This window comes from Rhodococcus tukisamuensis NBRC 100609 (assembly GCF_001894985.1).
GTDB lineage: Bacteria > Actinomycetota > Actinomycetes > Mycobacteriales > Mycobacteriaceae > Rhodococcus_G > Rhodococcus_G tukisamuensis.
The window spans coordinates 1-17306 of sequence record NZ_BCXG01000023.1 but is presented as its reverse complement, the minus strand read 5'-3'; the positions used below and the strand labels follow the sequence as shown (position 1 = coordinate 17306).

General features: G+C 69.7%; 16 protein-coding genes. 12 read left to right on the top strand and 4 right to left on the bottom strand.

The features are described from left to right. The first annotated feature begins 146 nt into the window (after window positions 1-146). Window positions 147-3005: a leucine--tRNA ligase gene (gene leuS / locus RT2_RS19640; protein WP_072846494.1), complete on the top strand. Its 2859-nt coding sequence runs from the start codon at window positions 147-149 to the stop codon at window positions 3003-3005. A gap of 54 nt (window positions 3006-3059) precedes the next feature. Here leuS and RT2_RS19635 read toward each other — a convergent pair whose 3' ends face one another. Then, entirely contained in the window at window positions 3060-4532 is a 1473-nt protein-coding gene (locus RT2_RS19635; protein ID WP_245709549.1) for a lipase family protein, read from the bottom strand. Between the two features lie 213 nt (window positions 4533-4745). Here RT2_RS19635 and RT2_RS19630 point away from each other — a divergent pair, with 213 nt between their 5' ends. Then, window positions 4746-5120 (top strand): nuclear transport factor 2 family protein, encoded by a 375-nt coding sequence (locus tag RT2_RS19630; protein WP_072846492.1) that lies wholly within the window; start codon window positions 4746-4748, stop codon window positions 5118-5120. 51 nt (window positions 5121-5171) lie between these two features. Here RT2_RS19630 and RT2_RS26570 read toward each other — a convergent pair whose 3' ends face one another. Further along, window positions 5172-5789, bottom strand: coding sequence for a hotdog family protein (locus RT2_RS26570; RefSeq protein ID WP_072846491.1), 618 nt, complete (start codon window positions 5787-5789; stop codon window positions 5172-5174). Between the two features lie 219 nt (window positions 5790-6008). Here RT2_RS26570 and RT2_RS19620 point away from each other — a divergent pair, with 219 nt between their 5' ends. The 5 genes from RT2_RS19620 to lipP1 all read left to right on the top strand — a co-directional run bounded on the left by RT2_RS19620 (window position 6009) and on the right by lipP1 (window position 11357). Then, window positions 6009-7169, top strand: coding sequence for a 3-ketosteroid-9-alpha-monooxygenase, oxygenase component (locus tag RT2_RS19620; protein ID WP_174556732.1), 1161 nt, complete (start codon window positions 6009-6011; stop codon window positions 7167-7169). A 52-nt stretch (window positions 7170-7221) separates the two neighbouring features. Continuing rightward, window positions 7222-8403, top strand: coding sequence for an acyl-CoA dehydrogenase family protein (locus RT2_RS19615; protein ID WP_072846489.1), 1182 nt, complete (start codon window positions 7222-7224; stop codon window positions 8401-8403). A 47-nt stretch (window positions 8404-8450) separates the two neighbouring features. Beyond that, complete coding sequence (gene bphC, locus RT2_RS19610; RefSeq protein ID WP_072846488.1) at window positions 8451-9356, top strand: biphenyl-2,3-diol 1,2-dioxygenase; 906 nt, start codon at window positions 8451-8453, stop codon at window positions 9354-9356. Window positions 9357-9555: 199 nt separating this feature from the next. Next, the gene (locus tag RT2_RS19605) at window positions 9556-10425 is read left to right on the top strand and encodes an IclR family transcriptional regulator (protein ID WP_072846487.1); all 870 of its coding nucleotides are present in this window, start codon (window positions 9556-9558) and stop codon (window positions 10423-10425) included. Continuing rightward, window positions 10422-11357 (top strand): LipP1 family hormone-sensitive lipase, encoded by a 936-nt coding sequence (gene lipP1, locus RT2_RS19600; RefSeq protein ID WP_072846486.1) that lies wholly within the window; start codon window positions 10422-10424, stop codon window positions 11355-11357. The genes RT2_RS19605 and lipP1 overlap by 4 nt, the downstream gene beginning before the upstream one ends. 25 nt (window positions 11358-11382) lie before the next feature. On the opposite strand, the gene RT2_RS19595 is transcribed toward lipP1, so the two are convergent. Further along, a complete protein-coding gene (locus RT2_RS19595) occupies window positions 11383-12000 on the bottom strand; it encodes a PadR family transcriptional regulator (RefSeq protein ID WP_083577507.1) in 618 nt (205 codons plus the stop codon). Between the two features lie 199 nt (window positions 12001-12199). Here RT2_RS19595 and RT2_RS19590 point away from each other — a divergent pair, with 199 nt between their 5' ends. Both RT2_RS19590 and RT2_RS19585 read left to right on the top strand, forming a co-directional pair. Continuing rightward, complete coding sequence (locus RT2_RS19590) at window positions 12200-12715, top strand: flavin reductase family protein (protein ID WP_072846484.1); 516 nt, start codon at window positions 12200-12202, stop codon at window positions 12713-12715. A gap of 95 nt (window positions 12716-12810) precedes the next feature. Then, window positions 12811-13191 carry a helix-turn-helix domain-containing protein gene (locus tag RT2_RS19585; protein ID WP_072846483.1) on the top strand — a complete coding sequence of 127 codons (381 nt, stop codon included), beginning with the start codon at window positions 12811-12813 and terminating at the stop codon, window positions 13189-13191. A 3-nt stretch (window positions 13192-13194) separates the two neighbouring features. Here the strand turns inward: RT2_RS19585 and RT2_RS19580 are convergent, their stop codons facing one another. Next, window positions 13195-14817, bottom strand: a complete 1623-nt coding sequence (locus tag RT2_RS19580; RefSeq protein WP_072846482.1) for an AMP-binding protein — start codon at window positions 14815-14817, stop codon at window positions 13195-13197. Window positions 14818-14956: 139 nt separating this feature from the next. Between RT2_RS19580 and RT2_RS19575 the strand changes: the two genes are divergently transcribed. The 3 genes from RT2_RS19575 to RT2_RS19565 are packed head-to-tail and all read left to right on the top strand — an operon-like array spanning window position 14957 to window position 17300. Next, window positions 14957-15328 (top strand): nuclear transport factor 2 family protein, encoded by a 372-nt coding sequence (locus tag RT2_RS19575; protein WP_072846481.1) that lies wholly within the window; start codon window positions 14957-14959, stop codon window positions 15326-15328. A 17-nt stretch (window positions 15329-15345) separates the two neighbouring features. Continuing rightward, a complete protein-coding gene (locus RT2_RS19570; RefSeq protein ID WP_072846480.1) occupies window positions 15346-17025 on the top strand; it encodes an FAD-binding protein in 1680 nt (559 codons plus the stop codon). Window positions 17026-17042: 17 nt separating this feature from the next. Continuing rightward, window positions 17043-17300, top strand: a complete 258-nt coding sequence (locus tag RT2_RS19565; protein WP_072846479.1) for a hypothetical protein — start codon at window positions 17043-17045, stop codon at window positions 17298-17300. Window positions 17301-17306: the final 6 nt, after the last annotated feature.

Below are 17306 nucleotides of genomic sequence, written 5' to 3'. Positions count from 1 at the left end.
ACGTGGGTGACCGCGGGCGGGGGCCGCTGGGCCGAACCGTTTACCCTGGTGGTCGGAGATCTCTACCTGAAATCGCCGGACTCCCCCAGTTCCACCCGTATCCGGCGCACCACCCGAAGCCGAGCGCAGAGAAGACAGCGAATCACGTGAGCAGCCCAGTGCAGCAGTCAGCGGACGACGCCACCCCCCAGCACCGATACACCGCGGAACTCGCGGGCCGGGTCGAGCAGCGGTGGCAGGAGCTGTGGCGCGAGCGCGGCACCTTCAACGCGCCGAACCCGGTCGGCGACCTCGCCGGCGACCTCCCGGCGGACAAGCTGTTCGTCCAGGACATGTTCCCGTACCCGTCGGGCGCGGGCCTGCACGTCGGGCACCCCCTCGGTTACATCGCCACCGACGTCTTCGCCCGGTTCCACCGGATGCACGGCCACAACGTGCTGCACACGCTCGGCTACGACGCCTTCGGTCTGCCCGCCGAGCAGTACGCGGTGCAGACGGGTACCCACCCGCGGACCACCACCGAGGCGAACATCGCGAACATGAAGCGGCAGCTGCGCCGACTCGGTCTCGGCCACGACGAGCGCCGCAGCGTCGCCACCACCGACGTGGACTTCTACCACTGGACGCAGTGGATCTTCCTGCAGATCTACAACGCCTGGTACGACACCGAGCTGAACCGGGCCCGGCCCGTCGCCGAGCTGGAGGGCGAGTTCGACGCCGGCACCCGCGTCCCCGCCGACGGGCGCGCGTGGTCGGACCTGTCGGACGCCGAGAAGCACGCCGAGATCGACTCGTACCGCCTTGTCTACCAGTCCGATTCGATGGTCAACTGGTGCCCGGGTCTGGGCACCGTGCTCGCCAACGAGGAGGTCACGGCCGACGGGCGCTCCGAGCGCGGCAACTTCCCGGTGTTCCGCAAGCACCTGCGGCAGTGGATGATGCGGATTACCGCGTACTCCGATCGGCTCACGGACGACCTCGAGTTCCTGGACTGGCCGGAGAAGGTCAAGTCCATGCAGCGCAACTGGATCGGCCGCAGCCACGGTGCGCGGGTCAAGTTCGCCGCCCACCGCGAGCACGGTGCCGCGACTCCGGACTACGACATCGAGGTGTTCACCACTCGCGCGGACACGTTGTTCGGCGCGACCTACGTCGCGCTCGCCCCCGAGCACGAGCTGGTCGACCGGCTGGTCGCCGACGTCTACCCGGACGGCACGGACCCGCGCTGGACCGGCGGCGCCGCAACGCCCACCGCGGCCGTCGCCGCGTACCGTGCCGCGATCGCCGCGAAGTCGGACCTCGAACGGCAGGAGAGCAAGGAGAAGACCGGTGTCTTCCTCGGCTCCTACGCCGTCAATCCGGTTAACGGACACAAGGTTCCGGTATTCATCGCCGACTACGTGCTCACCGGTTACGGTACCGGCGCCGTGATGGCGGTGCCCGGCCACGACCACCGCGACTGGGAGTTCGCCACCGAACTGGGGCTGCCGATCCTCGAGGTCATCTCGGGTGGCGACATCACCGAGGGCGCCTACACCGGCGACGGTCCGCTGGTGAACTCGGGCTTCCTCGACGGAATGTCGGTGGACGAGGCCAAGAAGGCCGTCATCGCGCGCCTCGAGGCCGACGGCCGCGGGGTGGGCACCATCCAGTACAAGCTGCGGGACTGGCTGTTCGCCCGGCAGCGGTACTGGGGCGAGCCGTTCCCGGTCGTGTACGACGAGCAGGGTCTCGCGCACGCGCTGCCGGAATCCGCTCTGCCGGTGGAACTTCCGGAGGTCGAGGACTACGCGCCGGTGTCGTTCGATTCCGACGACGCGAACTCCGAGCCGTCGCCGCCGCTGGCGAAGGCGTCGGACTGGGTGAACGTCGAGCTCGACCTCGGCGACGGGATGCAGAACTACCACCGCGACACCAACGTGATGCCGCAGTGGGCGGGCAGCTCCTGGTACCAGCTGCGCTACATCGACCCCACCAACCAGGACACGTTCTGCGCCAAGGAGAACGAGCAGTACTGGATGGGACCGCGGCCGGAGCTGCACGGGCCCAACGACCCGGGTGGACTGGACCTGTACGTCGGCGGCGTCGAGCACGCGGTGCTGCACCTGCTGTACTCGCGGTTCTGGCACAAGGTGCTCTTCGACCTCGGACACGTCAGTTCCTCGGAGCCGTACCGTCGGCTGTTCAACCAGGGCTACATCCAGGCGTACGCCTACACCGACAGCCGCGGCGTGTACGTGCCGGCCGCCGATGTCGTCGAGTCCGGCGGGAAGTTCTTCTACGAGGGCGCGGAGGTCAACCGCGAGTACGGCAAGATGGGCAAGTCCCTGAAGAACGCCGTGGCGCCCGACGAGATCTGCGAGGAGTACGGCGCGGACACGCTGCGCGTGTACGAGATGTCGATGGGTCCGCTGGACACCTCGCGGCCGTGGGCGACCAAGGACGTCGTCGGCGCGCAGCGGTTCCTGCAGCGGGCGTGGCGCACCGTGGTGGACGAGGAGACCGGCGCGGTGCGGGTCACGGACGCGGAGCCGACCGAGGACACCCTGCGGGCGCTGAACAAGGCGATCGACGGCGTGAACGCCGACTACACGGCGCTGCGTGACAACACGGCGGTCGCGAAGCTGATCGAGCTCACCAACCACCTGACGAAGGCGTACCCGGACGGGGCGCCGCGGGGGGCAGTCGAGCCGTTGGTGCTCATGCTCGCCCCGGTCGCGCCGCACGTGGCCGAGGAACTGTGGTCGCGGCTCGGGCACGAGACCTCGCTCGCGCACGGTCCCTTCCCGGCCGCGGACGAGAAGTGGCTGGTCGAGGACTCGGTCGAGTACCCGATCCAGGTCAACGGCAAGGTGCGCAGCCGCATCACCGTCGCCGCGGACGCGGACCCGAAGACGATCGAGGCGGCCGCGCTGGCCGACGAGAAGATCGTCGCGTTCCTGGAGGGCGCCGAGCCCCGCAAGGTGATCGTGGTGCCCGGCAAGATGGTCAACATCGTCAAGTAGGACGACGTCCCCGTGGCCCCGGCGATCGTGTGATCGCCGGGGCCACGGGCGTTTTCAGCACTCGTTGGGTGCGGCTTCCCCGCGCAGCCGGGCGTCGACCCAGTCGAATGCCCCGGGGTTCCCGGTCAGTGCGGCGATGAGGTGTTCGCCGGGTACCTGCCGGTACACCGCACGCACGCCGTAGCCGCACTGCTCGTCGTAGAGGTTGCGTGAGCCGAGCGCCGGGACCCAGAACTCCTGACCGCCGCTGTAGATGTACAGCGGGGTTCCGGACTTGCGATCCGCCATCTTCATCTTCGTGTAGATGTCATGTGCGACAGGTGAATCCAGCGCGCGCCGGATGTTTGCGAGCGCCTCGGCGGGTATCCCGGGGATGCCGGCGAGGGCGAGGGTGTTCGCGCACTGGTCCTTGATCGACGTGATGCCCATCTGCTGTCCGAGACTGTTGATCAGCGGCAGTATCTCGGTGTTCTCCCTCGCGATCCCGAACACCGCCGCGAGGAACAGTCCCCCGGCGAGGTTGCCGTTCATGGTGCGTCCGAGCATCTCGAAGTCCGCCGGTACCCCGCCCATCGCTGCGCCGACGATGTCGCCGGCCAGCTCGGGGGCGTAGGTGTCGATCAGCTTGACCGCGCCGTGCGTCGCGATCGCGCCTCCGGAGTAGCCCATCATGGCGAGTTTGCTGCTGCCGAACTCGGCCGGGAACACGGTGCGCACGCCGCGGATGGAGTCGAGGATCGCGTGCCCGGCAACGAAGGGTTCGGCGTACGCCATCCGGGGACCCTCGTGGTCGGGGATGAGGACCGCGTAGCCGCGTTCCTCGGCCTTCGTGGTGTCGGGCCGGAGAAAGTCGAAGAAGTTCTCCGACTGCGTGATTCCGTTCCCGAGGGTGTGTCCCGGGGTGCAGGACCGGCCGAGGCCGTTGATCGGCACGTTGTTCACCAGGACCGGGCGCGGGCCCGGACCGGGCCAGGGCGTGGCGGGCACGACGAGAGTCGCAGTGGCGAACGACGGAGCGCCGGCCGAGTCGGTGCTCTTCACCTTGATCTGGCGGACCTCCCGGACCGGCCCGCGCAGGAGTGCCCGGGCGGCCGTCGTCACATCGCGGGTCTCGATGACCTGGCCGTTGGTCATACCGGGCAGGCCGGGCGGGTACTCGTCGAAGAACGGGTCACCGACCGGTTTGGGCAGCATCTTGGCGTACAGCGTCTCGAGCGGCGGCGGGGGATCGAGGTCCGGACCCGGGATCACCGAGCCGACCACGCTCGGGATCGCGGACCCCAGCGGCGACCCGGCCGCCGACCCGGTCCCCAGCGATCCGGTGATCATCGTCGTCCCGTTCAAGGGTGAGCCGTCCGAGGCGGTGCCGTCCGTCAACGACCCGGTGCCGACCGACCCCTCACCGCCGGCACTGCCGGTGGATTGGGCGAAGGCCGTACCGACCGACGCGCCACCCCCGACCCCGACTGTCACCGCTAGGGCGGCGACGCACATTCGTACCCAGAAACCCCCGTGCTGGATAGGCATGCGCGGCACAGTAGCACCGGAAATTCCTGTCCCGAGCCGATTTTCGCGGCCATGGCCAGCGTGTCGCGAGCACTGGTCGCTTGATACCGGACGAACCGGCCGAACCGGTCACGGCGCGGCGACGGGCGCCCGGCCCGGTTCCATGGAATCGCGTCGACATCGCCGGTACCCTCTCGATACTAGAACAAGTTCTAACAACGAAGGGGTACCGGCATGGCGGCATCACGCGAAGACATTCTGAACACCATCGAGGGCTACGTGAAGTCGGTGGCCGGCGGCACCGTCGACGACGTGCTCGCGCTCTACGCGCCCGGCGCCACCGTCGAGGACCCGGTGGGCACCGAGCCGCGCACCACCGAGGCCGCCCTGCGCGAGTTCTACGGCATCATCGAACCGCTCGAGCAGACCGGTGAGCTGGGCATCGTCAAGATCGCGGGCAACGAGGCGGCGTTCAACTTCGTGCTCACCACCACGATGGGCGAGAACAGCGTCGAGATCTCCGTCATCGACGTGATGACCTTCGACGACGACGCGAAGATCACCAGCATGAAGGCCTACTGGGGCCAGGAGGACATGGTCGCCCGCTGACCCCATCGTCGAGTGTGCGCCCAGGTGCACACTCGGCGTCCGGCGGCGCTCTCAGCCGGCGACGGCGAACGTCGCCCAGGCGCGGGCCGCGACCGCGCCGCCGTTACGGGTCGCGGTCAGCGCGACATCCACCCGCGGCTCACCGTCCGCCACGTACTCGGCCACCACCTCGCCGGTGCAGTGCAGCGGCTCCCCGACCGGCACCGGTCCGGTGAACCGGGTGCGGAAGCGTCGCACTCGGTCCGGGCCCAGCCAGTCGGTCGCGTAGTTCGCCAGCTGGCCGGTCGCGATCGCGTCGGCGTCGCCGTGCGGGCCGTGCGTCCACGAGTCAGCCACCAGGCGGCCCTCCGGATCCCGGAACTCGGTCACCCGGTCGCCGCCCGCTCCCCGCGTCACCGCGGTCAGCCGGTCGCCCGCGCGCGGCGGCGGCCCGAAGAACCGGCAGTCCTGCTCGGCCGGCACCGCGCTGTCCACGGCATCGCCGGCGGCGATTCCCTCGAAGCACAGGTAGACCGGCGGCACCACCGGCCGCTCGTCGTCGCGGTAGGCGCGATGGGTGGCGTGCGTGGCGTCCGCGAACTCGCGGATCCGCCCCCGCTCGATGTCCAGCACGTAGCGCTCGCCTGCGGCTTCGGGCGCGTAAACCTCGCCTGCGGTCGAAACTGACATCGCCGAACCTCCTCGATCACTTCTTCTGTGGCGACCGTAGGTCCGCCGGGCGCCACCCCGGACACGACTTCCCGCTGATCGGGAGGTGCGGACGACCGGCGTGCTGGGCGGGGACGAAAGGCTCCCGGTCAGCGGGAAGCACTACTGAACTCACGTGACGTGACTGCGGAGTATGAAACGCATCACAGGCCAGACATGAGCGTGAGAGAAGAGGTAGCGATGTCGCTGCAATCCAAGTCCGACGCCGACCAGGTCCGGGTCATCGAGGCGGCGGCGGCCCCGACCCGGTTCGCCCGTGGCTGGCACTGCCTCGGTCTGCTGAAGTCCTTCCAGGACGGAAAGCCTCACGAGGTCAAGGCATTCGGGACCTCGCTGGTGGTCTTCGCGTCCGAGTCCGACGGCAAGATCAACGTCCTCGACGGGTTCTGCCGGCACATGGGCGGCAACCTCGCCCAGGGCACCGTCAAGGGCGACTCGATCGCCTGCCCGTTCCACGACTGGCGCTGGGCCGGCAACGGCAAGTGCAGCGGCATCCCGTACGCGCGCCGGGTGCCGCCGCTGGCGAAGACCCGGTCCTGGCCGACCCTCGAGCGCAACGGTCAGCTGTTCGTCTGGCACGACCCGCAGGGCAGCAAGCCCACCGACGAGGTGACCATCCCCGAGATCGAGGGCTACGGCACCGACGAGTGGACCGACTGGAGCTGGAATTCCATGCTGATCGAGGGCTCGCACTGCCGCGAGATCATCGACAACGTCGTGGACATGGCGCACTTCTTCTACGTGCACTACTCGATGCCGACCTACTTCAAGAACGTCTTCGAGGGCCACACCGCCACCCAGTTCATGATCTCCAAGCCGCGGGCGGACATCGACAACGGCACCAACTACGACGACCCGAACTCGCACCTGAGTTCCGATGCGTCGTACCACGGCCCGTCGTACATGATCGACCGGATCCTCAACGAGGTGAACGGGATGACGATCGAGACCATCCTGATCAACTCCCACTACCCGGTCTCCGACAACTCCTTCCTGCTGCAGTACGGCGCGATGGTGCGCAAGCTCCCGGGCCTGTCCGAGGAGGAGAACAACGGCATCGGGTCGCAGTTCATCACCGGGCTGGAGATCGGTTTCGAGCAGGACATCGAGATCTGGAAGAACAAGTCGCCCATCGACAACCCGCTGCTCTCCGAGGAGGACGGCCCCGTCTACCAGCTTCGCCGCTGGTACAAGCAGTTCTACGTGGACGTCGAGGACGTCACCGAGGACATGACCGCGCGGTTCGAGTTCGAGATCGACACCACCCGGGCCCTGCAGAGCTGGGACCAGGAGATCGCCGAGAACCTCGCCAAGGGCGCGCCGGCGTCCGCCGACGCCTGACGCAGACCGCGTCCCCAGCCACACACCGCAAGAGAAGACAAGGACACCGAAGATGAGCAACAGGCCACTCGACAACATCGCGGCCATCGCCGACCAGCTCCGCGACCAGGCCACCGAGGCCGAGCGTCTCGGTCAGCTCCCTGACGAGACCGCCAAGAAGCTCAAGGCCGCCGGACCGATGAAGCTGTTGCAGCCCAAGAAGTACGGCGGATTCGAGGCCCACCCGCGGGAGTTCTCGGAGACGGTGATGAAGGCCGCCTCGCTGGACCCGGCCACCGGCTGGGTGTGCGGCATCGTCGGTGTCCACCCGTGGCAGCTGGCGTTCGCGGACCCGAAGGTGCAGGAGGAGGTGTGGGGCCCGGACAACGACATCTGGATGGCCTCCCCCTACGCGCCCACCGGGATCGCCAAGCCGGTCGACGGCGGCTACATCTTCAACGGTCGCTGGCAGTTCTCCTCCGGCACCGACCACTGTGACTGGATCTTCCTCGGCGCCATGGAAGGCGACAAGGACGGCAACATGGCGCTGCCGCCGCGGATGCTGCACATGATCCTGCCGCGCAAGGACTACGAGATCGTCGAGGACTCCTGGAACGTGGTGGGCCTGCGGGGCACCGGCTCCAAGGACATCATCGTGCGCGACGCCTTCGTCCCGTCCTACCGGGTGATGGACGGCGACGAGGTGATCAACGGGACGGCGCAGAAGAACGCCGGCATGACCGAGACCCTGTACAAGATGCCGTGGTCCAACATGTTCCCGCTCGGGATCTCCTCCGCCGTCGTCGGTATCGCGGAGGGCGCGCTGGCCGCGCACCTGGACTACCAGCGCGACCGCGTCGGGGCGCAGGGCACCGCCGTCAAGGACGACCCGTACGTGCTCTTCGCCATCGGCGAGGCGGCCGCGGACATCAACGCGGCGCGGCAGGAACTGCTGGCCAACGTGGACCGGATGTGGGACATCGTCGAGTCCGGTCGCGAGGTCACCTTCGAGGAGCGGGCCGCCGGTCGCCGCACCCAGGTGCGGGCCGCGTGGCGCGCGGTCGGTGCCGTCGACCAGATCTTCGCGCGCTCCGGCGGCAACGCGCTGCGCATGGACAAGCCCCTGCAGCGGTACTGGCGCGACGCGCACGCCGGCCTGGCGCACGCGATCCACGTGCCCAGCACCGTGTACCACGCGTCGGCGCTGACCTCGCTCGGCATCGATCCCGCGGACAACCTCAAGTCGATGATCTGACCGTCTCTCTCGGCATCGAACTCCAAATACCAAGAAGGGCAGCAGAAATGACCGACATCAAGGGACTGGGCTACATCAAGGTCCAGACCAACGACATGGAGCGCTGGCGCACGTTCGCCTTCGACGTGCTCGGCTTCGCCAAGGGCTCCGGCCCCGACGCCGACGCGCTCTACCTGCGGATGGACGAGCGGGCCGCCCGCATCGTCGTGGTCCCGGGCGAGTCCGACGAGATCGTCACCATCGGCTGGGAGGTCCGCGACCATGCCGCCCTGGTCCGGGTCACCGAGGCCGTCGAGCGGGCGGGCATCGCGGTCAAGCCGCTCTCGGTCGAGGAGGCCGACGCCCGCCGGGTCGAGGAGGTCGTCACCTTCCAGGACCCGGCCGGCGCGACGCTGGAGATCTTCCACGGCGCCGTGCTCGACCACAGCCCCGTGGTGACCCCGTTCGGCGCCAAGTTCGTCACCGGCGCACAGGGTCTCGGCCACGTGGTGCTCCCGACGATGGACCCGAACGGCGCCTTCGACTTCTATACCGACGTGCTCGGCTTCCTGCCCCGCGGCGCGTTCCGGATCCCGGCACCGCCGGAGTTCGGGCCGATGCGGGTGCGCTTCATGGGCGTCAACGAGCGCCACCACAGCCTGGCGCTGTGCCCCGCGCCCCACGGCGGAGCGCCCGGCCTGGTGCACGTGATGGTCGAGGTCGACACCCTGGACGCGGTCGGACAGGCGTTGGACCGGGTGGTCAAGGACGGCTTCTCGGTGTCCTCGACGCTGGGCCGGCACACCAACGACAAGATGGTCTCGTTCTACGTCCGCGCCCCCGGTGGCTGGGACGTCGAGTTCGGCACCGAGGGCATGAAGGTCGACGAGAAGTACTACTCCGCGGAGGAGATCACCGCGGACAGCTACTGGGGCCACGACTGGTCCGGCAGCGAGCCGCTCGCGGCGATGTAGGTCACAACGCACAGGTAGCACCGTCAGGGGCCCCGGGTCGAGTCATTCGACCCGGGGCCTTTTCGCGTGTGCGATTCGTCCGGTTCCGAAAATTGGGGTGTGACAGCCGACACCTCCCGTGGTATCAATAGGTATATTCCTAATCGAAACACCATGGTCGGACCCCCTGCCGATCACCGTGCGAACCTGGAGGACCCACATGACCACACAGGTCGAGACCAGTACCCCGAGCGCCGTCCTTGATCGCGTCTCGCTGGTGCTGGACGCCTTCGACGGTCCGGGCCGGCTGACGCTCGCGCAGATCGTCCGCCGCACCGGGCTGCCGCGGTCCTCCGCCCACCGGATGCTCGAGCGCCTGGTGCAGATGCGGTGGCTGCGTCGTCAGGGCCGTGACTACGAGCTGGGCATGCGGCTGGTGGAGTTGGGTTCGCTGGCCGTGCACCAGGACCGGATGCACCGCGCGGCGCTGCCCTTCCTGCACGAGCTGCACCGGGTGACCGGTCAGGTGGTGCACCTGGCCATCCTCGACGGGTCCGACGTGGTCTACCTCGAGAAGATCGGCGGCCGGATGGCGGCGGCCATCCCGACCCGGGTCGGCGGTCGCTACCCCGCGCACTGCACCGCCGTCGGCAAGGCGCTGCTCGGGTTCGCCACCGATGCCGAGCTGGCCGCGGTGGACGCCGACCTGCTGGCCCGCAAGACCAAGTACTCCATCTCCACCGGTGCCCAGCTGCGCACCGAACTCGAGAAGGTGCGCGCCCACGGCATCGCCTACGAGCGGGAGGAGTCGGTGCCCGGCTTCAGCTGTGTGGCGGCGCCGATCGGCAACATCGGCGAGGCCATCGCGGCGGTTTCGATCTGCGGACCCGTCACCGCGATGCGGCTCGACCACCGGCTCGCCGCCCCCGTGCGGATGGCCGCGATGGGGATCTGGCGCAACATCGAGGGCGGCCCGGTGCGGGTGCAGCCCACCCTGCAGCAGCAGTCCCGGCCGCTGCTCGGCGGCCCGTCCGCCGTCCGCACCCGGCCCGCCGCGATCGCGCCGACGCAGGACCTGCAGTACGCATGAGTCTCGATGCGGAGGTGGCGGCGCTGCTCGGCGCGCTGAACACCGGATTCCCGAAGGTCGAGACCATGACCGGGGCACAGGCCCGGGCCACCGTCCGGGCGCGACTCCAGTTGCCCGCCGAACCGGAGCCCGTCGGCGGTCTCGTCGAGGCGGCCGTGCCCGGGCCCGCCGGCGAGATCCCGGTCCGGATCTACCGTCCCGCAAGCACTTCCGACGTGGCGCTTCCGGTGGTGGTGTTCGCGCACGGTGGCGGGTTCGTGTTCTGCGACCTCGACACCCACGACGGCTTCTGCCGTGCGATGTCCAACGGCACCGGCGCGGTGGTGGTCTCGGTGGACTACCGGCTGGCGCCGGAGTCCCCGTGGCCCGCGGCGGCCGAGGACGTCTACGCGGTGCTCGGCTGGGTGCACCGCGGGGCCGCGGCGCTGGGCGTCGATCCCGACCGGATCGCGGTGGCCGGGGACAGCGCGGGCGGCAACCTCGCCGCGGTGACCGCGCTGCTCACCCGTGACCGCGGCGGCCCGGCGCTGGCGGCGCAGGCGCTGCTGTACCCGGTGATCGCCGCGGACTTCGACACCGAGTCGTACCGGGCCTACGGCGAGGGTTACTTCAACACCCGCGCGGCGATGCAGTGGTACTGGGACCAGTACGTGCCGGTGGCCGACCGGGAGCACCCGTACGCCTCGCCGATCCGGGCACAGCTGGCCGGTCTGGCGCCGGCCGTGGTGCTGACCGCGGGCTTCGACCCGCTCTGCTCGGAGGGCGACGCCTATGCGGAAGCCCTTGCCGCGGAAGGTGTGCCGGTGACCCATCGGCGCTACGACGGGGCCATCCACGGGTTCGCCACGATCGGGGCGCTCACCATCGCCCGGCGCGCGCAGAAGCAGCTGTGGGCGGACCTGTCCGAGCTGCTCGGCGGCGCCGAACGCTGACGGCGGTCCGGTCGGCCGGTCGCCGTCAGTCCAGGTCGGGGTTCTCGTCCTCGGTCTCCTGGGCGACCTGCCGCCAGACGCCGGGGGTCGGCTTCGGGAAGCCGGCGTCGTCCCCGTCCTTCACCTGGGCGAGGACGGCGTCGGCCTTGTCGATGTCGGCGATCAGCTGCTCGGCCAGCTCCCGTTCCGCGGCGTAGTAGCGCTCCGACCACCGCAGCACGATCTGCGAGTACGCCCACGCGGGTTCCTTGTCCGCGCCCAGGGCGTCGGCGGCCGCGCGGCGTTCCATCTTCTTCACGTACTCGATGTGCTCGCGCAGGATTTCCTTGAGCCGGGCCGGTTCGTTGAGGTGACCGAGCCAGATGCGGAGCATCACACCGTGTTTGAGGATCGGCGGGTCGATCGGTGCCTCGTTGGACCACCGGCGCACCGCCTCGGTGCCCGACTCGGTGATCTTGTACAGCCGCCGACCGCGCACGCCGTTGTCGTGCTGGACCCGGGAGGTGACGAACCCGTGCGTCTCGAGCTTCTTCAGCTCGGTGTACACCTGGCTGAAGGACGGGCTCCAGTAGAAGAACTTGATGGACCAGTCGGCCCACTTCTTCAGGTCGTAGCCGGAGAGTTCCTCGTCGAACGCGAGCATGCCGAGTACGGCCCAGCTCGTCGCGGGGAGGTTGGGTAGATCCGACTCGGGGGCCGATTCGGTCGCTGACACCGGCCAATGCTATCAATCGGTATTCGCGTCGCAGCAGGTCGTGAGACCACTGACCGGGACACCGGATGGTGCGTTGCGCCGCTGCACCCGATTCTGGTCGTGCACATTCTGTCAGGAGGAGACACCCATGAGCGCAGAGATCACCGTCGTCGACGAGACCGCCCTTTCGGCCCCCGATGCCGCCACTCTGAAGAAGGTGATGGGGCACTTCTGCACGGGCGTCGCGGTCATCGCGGCCCACGACGGCGACCGGCCGCTCGGCTTCGCCTGCCAGTCGGTGGTGTCGGTGTCCCTGGAGCCGCCGTACATCTCGTTCTGCCCCGCCAAGACGTCGACCAGCTGGCCGCTGCTGCGCGAGGCCGGCGAGCTGTGCATCAACATCCTCGCCGCCGACCAGAAGGACGTGTGCTCGACCTTCGCGGTCAGCGGCGGCGACAAGTTCGCCCAGGTCGACTGGTCCCACGCCGGCAACGGCGCCCCGGCGCTGGCCGGCGCGCTGGCCCGGATCGAGGCGACCGTCGAGCTCGAGCACGACGCGGGTGACCACACCATCGTGCTGGCGCGGATCACCAGCCTCACCGCGGACGCCGACGGCAGCCCCCTGTTGTTCTTCAAGGGCGGTTTCGGCGGCTTCGCGGTCTGATCCGCCGGATCGTGCCTGCGTGAGATCGTGTCAGGCGGGGCGGCCGCCGGTCGTCCCGCCTTCCGGTCTCCACCACTGACGACAGGGACGTTCGAATGAGCATCGACCACATCGTGCCCGCGCTCGATGCCGCCGCTGCGGCCCGGATCCGGGCGGCCCTCGAGGCACTGCCCGACGCGGCGCCCGCGGAGTCGGAGGTGGTCGTCGACGGCGTCGCCGTCCCGGTCCCCGCCCCCGTGCGCGACGCCGTCCTGCAGCTGCTGACGCACCTGGGTGCCGGCGAGGGCGTCGGCCTCGGCCCGGTCGCCGACCTGCTCACCACCTCGCAGGCCGCCGAGGTCCTCGGCGTCTCCGACACCTACGTGCGGCGGCTCGCCGACGCGAAGGAACTGCCGATCGAACTCCGCGGGACCCACCGGCGCTTCCGGCTCGCCGACGTGATGGCGTACCGGGCACGGTTTCCGCGCACCAAGTAGGCGTCAGCGGGCGCGTCTGCCCGCCAGTTCCCGCAGCGCCCGGCGCGACGGCTTGCCCGACGCCAGCCGCGGCAGCTCCGCCAGCGTGATCACCGCCGCGGGCACCTTGTAGCCGGCCAGCTCGGCCCGGCAGCGGTCCAGCAGGTCCCGTACGGACACGGTCTGCCCGGGCACCGGCACCACGTAGGCGACGCCGCGTTCGCCCAGCCGTTCGTCCGGCACCCCCACCACCGCGACCTCCGCGACCGCGGGCGCCCGGCTCAGCACCTGCTCGACCTCCGAGGGGTAGACGTTGAAGCCGCCGACGATGAAGGTGTCGCCCAGGCGGTCGACGATCCGCAGCTCCCCCGTCGCGCCCAGCACCCCGACGTCGCCGGTGTGCAGCCAGCCGTCGGGGTCGATCGCCGCCGCGGTGGCGGCCGGGTCCTCGTAGTAGCCGCTGGTCACGTTGAACCCGCGCACCAGCACCTCCCCCGCCGTGCCCGTGTCCACGGGCCGGCCGCTGGCGTCGACCACCCGCAGCTCGACGCCGGGCAGCGGCGGCGCGCCGAGCGCGGCGGCGCTGGTGTCGCTCGACGGGTACCGCGCGGTGACGGTGCCGGTGGTCTCCGTCAACCCGTAGCCCGTCACGATCAGCTCGATCCCGAGCACGTCGCGGATCCGGTCCAGCAGTGCCGCGGTGACCGTGGTGGCACCGGTGACCGCGAGCCGCGGCGGCCGGTAGGCGCCGGCGCCGCCGCTCCGTAGCGCGCCCATCAGGTCGGTGAACAGGGTCGGCGGCCCGGAGAGCACGGTGATCGACTCCTGGCCGATCCGGTTCAGCGTGGTCGCCGGGTCGAAGACGTCAACCGCGACGTAGCAGCCGCCGGAGAGCAGCGTGGCCAGCAGTCCCGCGTTCAGGCCCATCGAGTGCGAGAGCGGGGTGACACCGAGGATCCGGTCGCCGCTGCCGATGCCGAGGCGCCGCGCGAGGTCGTGGTAGACCCGCAGCAACTGCCCGTGCCGCACCACCACGCCCTTGGCGTCCCCGGTGGACCCGGAGGTGGACATGACGTAGGCGATGTCGTCAGGGCCGGGTGTACCGCCGACGCCGGGCCTCAGGTCCACCCGCCGCGGCGCCGCGGCTGCCGCGAGGAACTGCGCCCAACTGGTCAGGTGGGCGTCGGGTTCGTTGAAGAAGTCGACGATCTGGCGCAGCCCGGGGAGGTCGCGCACCGGGCCGTCGGTGCCGGTGCCGCCGGCCGCCGCCCGGAGCATCGCCGAGTACCCGGTGCCGAGGAAGTCGTCCGCGACGAACAGCAGCCGGGCGTCGGTGCGGCGGAGCAGTCGGGCGGCCTCGCCGCCGCGGGCCCGGGTGTTGATCGGCACCACCACCGCGCCGATCGAGTGCGCACCCAGCGCGACGACGCCCCAGCGGACGGAGTTCGGCGCCCACAGCGCCACCCGGTCGCCGCGCCGGACGCCCGCGGCGGTCATTGCCGTGCCGACCTGGAATGCGGCCGCCGTGAGGCCCTCGTAGGTCAGCCGCTCTCGTCCGTCCACGACGGCCTCGCGGTCGGCATGCCGTCGTGCGGCCTGCACCAGCACCGTCCACACGGAGCCCGTTGTGAGCTCGCCGACCTCCATGAATCTGGAAGGTACCCGAGTTCGGAGATCCGCGGCACCCCCTCGGATTGCTCCCGCTGGGCGGGAAGCGGGGGCACCGCGCAGGGGCCTGCGTGTCTACCGTCACAGTTCATCACAGCCACACAGCCCGGGAGAGATCATGGCCTCAGCAGACGACATTCGCGCCACTGTGTCGAAGTACCTCGATGCGGTGGGCGGCGGCACCTCCGCCGATGTCGCCGCCCTGTACGCGGACGACGCGACGCTCGAGGACCCCGTGGGCACCGAGCCCAAGGTCGGCCGCGAGGCCATCGAGAAGTTCTACGCCGCGCTCGACGCGGTGCAGAACACCACCGAGCTGCTCACCGTCCGGGTCTCGGGCAACACCGCGGCGTTCCACTTCCGGGTGGTCACCGTCGCCGGGGAGCAGACCATCACGATCGAACCGATCGACGTCATGACGTTCGACGACCAGGCCCGCATCACAAGCATGCGCGCGATCTGGTCGCCGGACGACATGACGATCGTCTGACCCGGGAGAGAACGAACATGACTGCAAGCGAACAGAACTGGGACCACGAGGTCGACTTCCTCGTCGTCGGCAGCGGTTGTGGCGGTCTCACCGGCGCCCTGGCCGGCGCCGATCGCGGACTCGACACGTTGATCATCGAGAAGGCCACCGTCTACGGCGGCACCACCGCCCTGTCCGGCGGCAACATCTGGATCCCGAACAACCCGACGCTCACCCGGGAGGGGCTGGCCGACTCCCGCGAGGACGTGCGCCGGTACCTCGACGCCGTGGTCTGCGACACCGTGCCCTCGGCGAACCTCGACGCGTTCATCGACAACGGCCCGCAGACCATGGAGTTTCTCGAGAACACCAGCAGGCACCTGCGGTTCCAGTGGTGCACCGGGTACTCGGACTACCACCCGGAGCAGCCCGGCGGCCGCGCCGCCGGCCGCACGATCGAGCCGCTGCCGTTCGACCTCAAGGAGCTCGGCGAGGACGAGAAGCTGCTGCGTCCGGGTGCGCTGGCGACACCGGCGGGGCTGTACATCACCTCCAAGGAGTTCGCGAAGCTCAACATGGTGATGCGCACCTGGGCCGGCCGGCGTGCGGCGCTCGGTACCGGCTGGCGCGCGGTCAAGAGCCTGATCCTGCGTCGGCACATGGAGACCCTCGGGCAGGCGCTGATCGGCCGGCTGCGGCTGGCGGTCAAGGAGGCCGGCGTCCCGCTGTGGCTGGGCACCCCGATGCAGTCCCTGGTCACCGACGACTCCGGCGCGGTGGTCGGCGTGGTGGCCGAGCGCGGCGGCGCCGAAGTCCGGATCCGTACCCGCAAGGGCGTGCTGCTGGCCAGCGGCGGGTTCGAGCAGGGCGAGCAGATGCGCAAGCAGTACCTGCGCGAGGGCGGCAAGGAGAACTACAGCGCGGGCTCGGTGGACAACACCGGTGACGGCATCGTCGCGGGCGAACAGGTCGGTGCCGCACTGGATCTGATGGACGACGCCTGGTGGATGCCGTCGTTCCAGCGGCCCGACGGCATCATGCACGTGCTGGTCTCGGAGCGGTCCATACCGCGGTCGATCATCGTCGACCAGTCGGGCCGCCGGTTCACCAACGAGGCCGCGCCGTACGTGACGTTCGTGCACGAGCAGATCGCCGGGCGGCACGAGCCGATCTGGTTCATCTTCGACGGCAAGGCCAAGAACCGCTACCAGTTCGGCGGCGTCATGCCCGGCCAGAAGTTCCCGAAGTCGTGGTTCGCGACGGGGCTGATGCACCAGGCCGACACCCTCGCCGAACTCGCCTCGGCGATCGGCCTGCCGTCGGCGCAGCTGGCCGAGACTGTCCAGCGGTTCAACGGTTTTGCGCTGGGCGGCAAGGACGAGGACTTCGGTCGCGGCGAGAGCGCGTACGACAACTACTACGGCGACCCGACCCTGCCGGCCCCGGCGATGGACGTGCTCGACCAGGCGCCCTACTACGCGGTCCGGATGCAGGCGGGCGACCTGGGTACCAAGGGCGGACTGGTCTACAACGAGCACGCTCAGGTGCTGCGCGCGGACGGGTCGGTGATCGGCGGGCTCTACGCGACCGGCAACACCTCCGCCGCCGTGATGGGCAACGACTACGCGGGCGCCGGCGCCACCATCGGCCCCGCGATGGTGTTCGGCTACGTCGGGGCCCGGCATTGCGCCGCGTCCGAAAAGTCTGCGGACGACTAGGGATACGAGGAAACGACATGCAGGAACTGAGCTGCACCAGTTGCGGTAACCGGGTGCTGGTGGAGAAGTACAGCCCGACCCACACCAGTGTCCAGTGGCTGACGGACGCGGAGAAGTCCTGTCCGGACTTCGCTCGGCAGGCCGCGGAAGGCGTGCACAGCAACTGGGTTCGGACCTGCCCGTCGTTGCGGGACTCGATCGAGGAGGCGGCTCGCAAGGGCGTGCTCGAGACCGATTCACCCCGCAGCTATCCGGTACCCGGTCGACTGATGTAGCCCTCG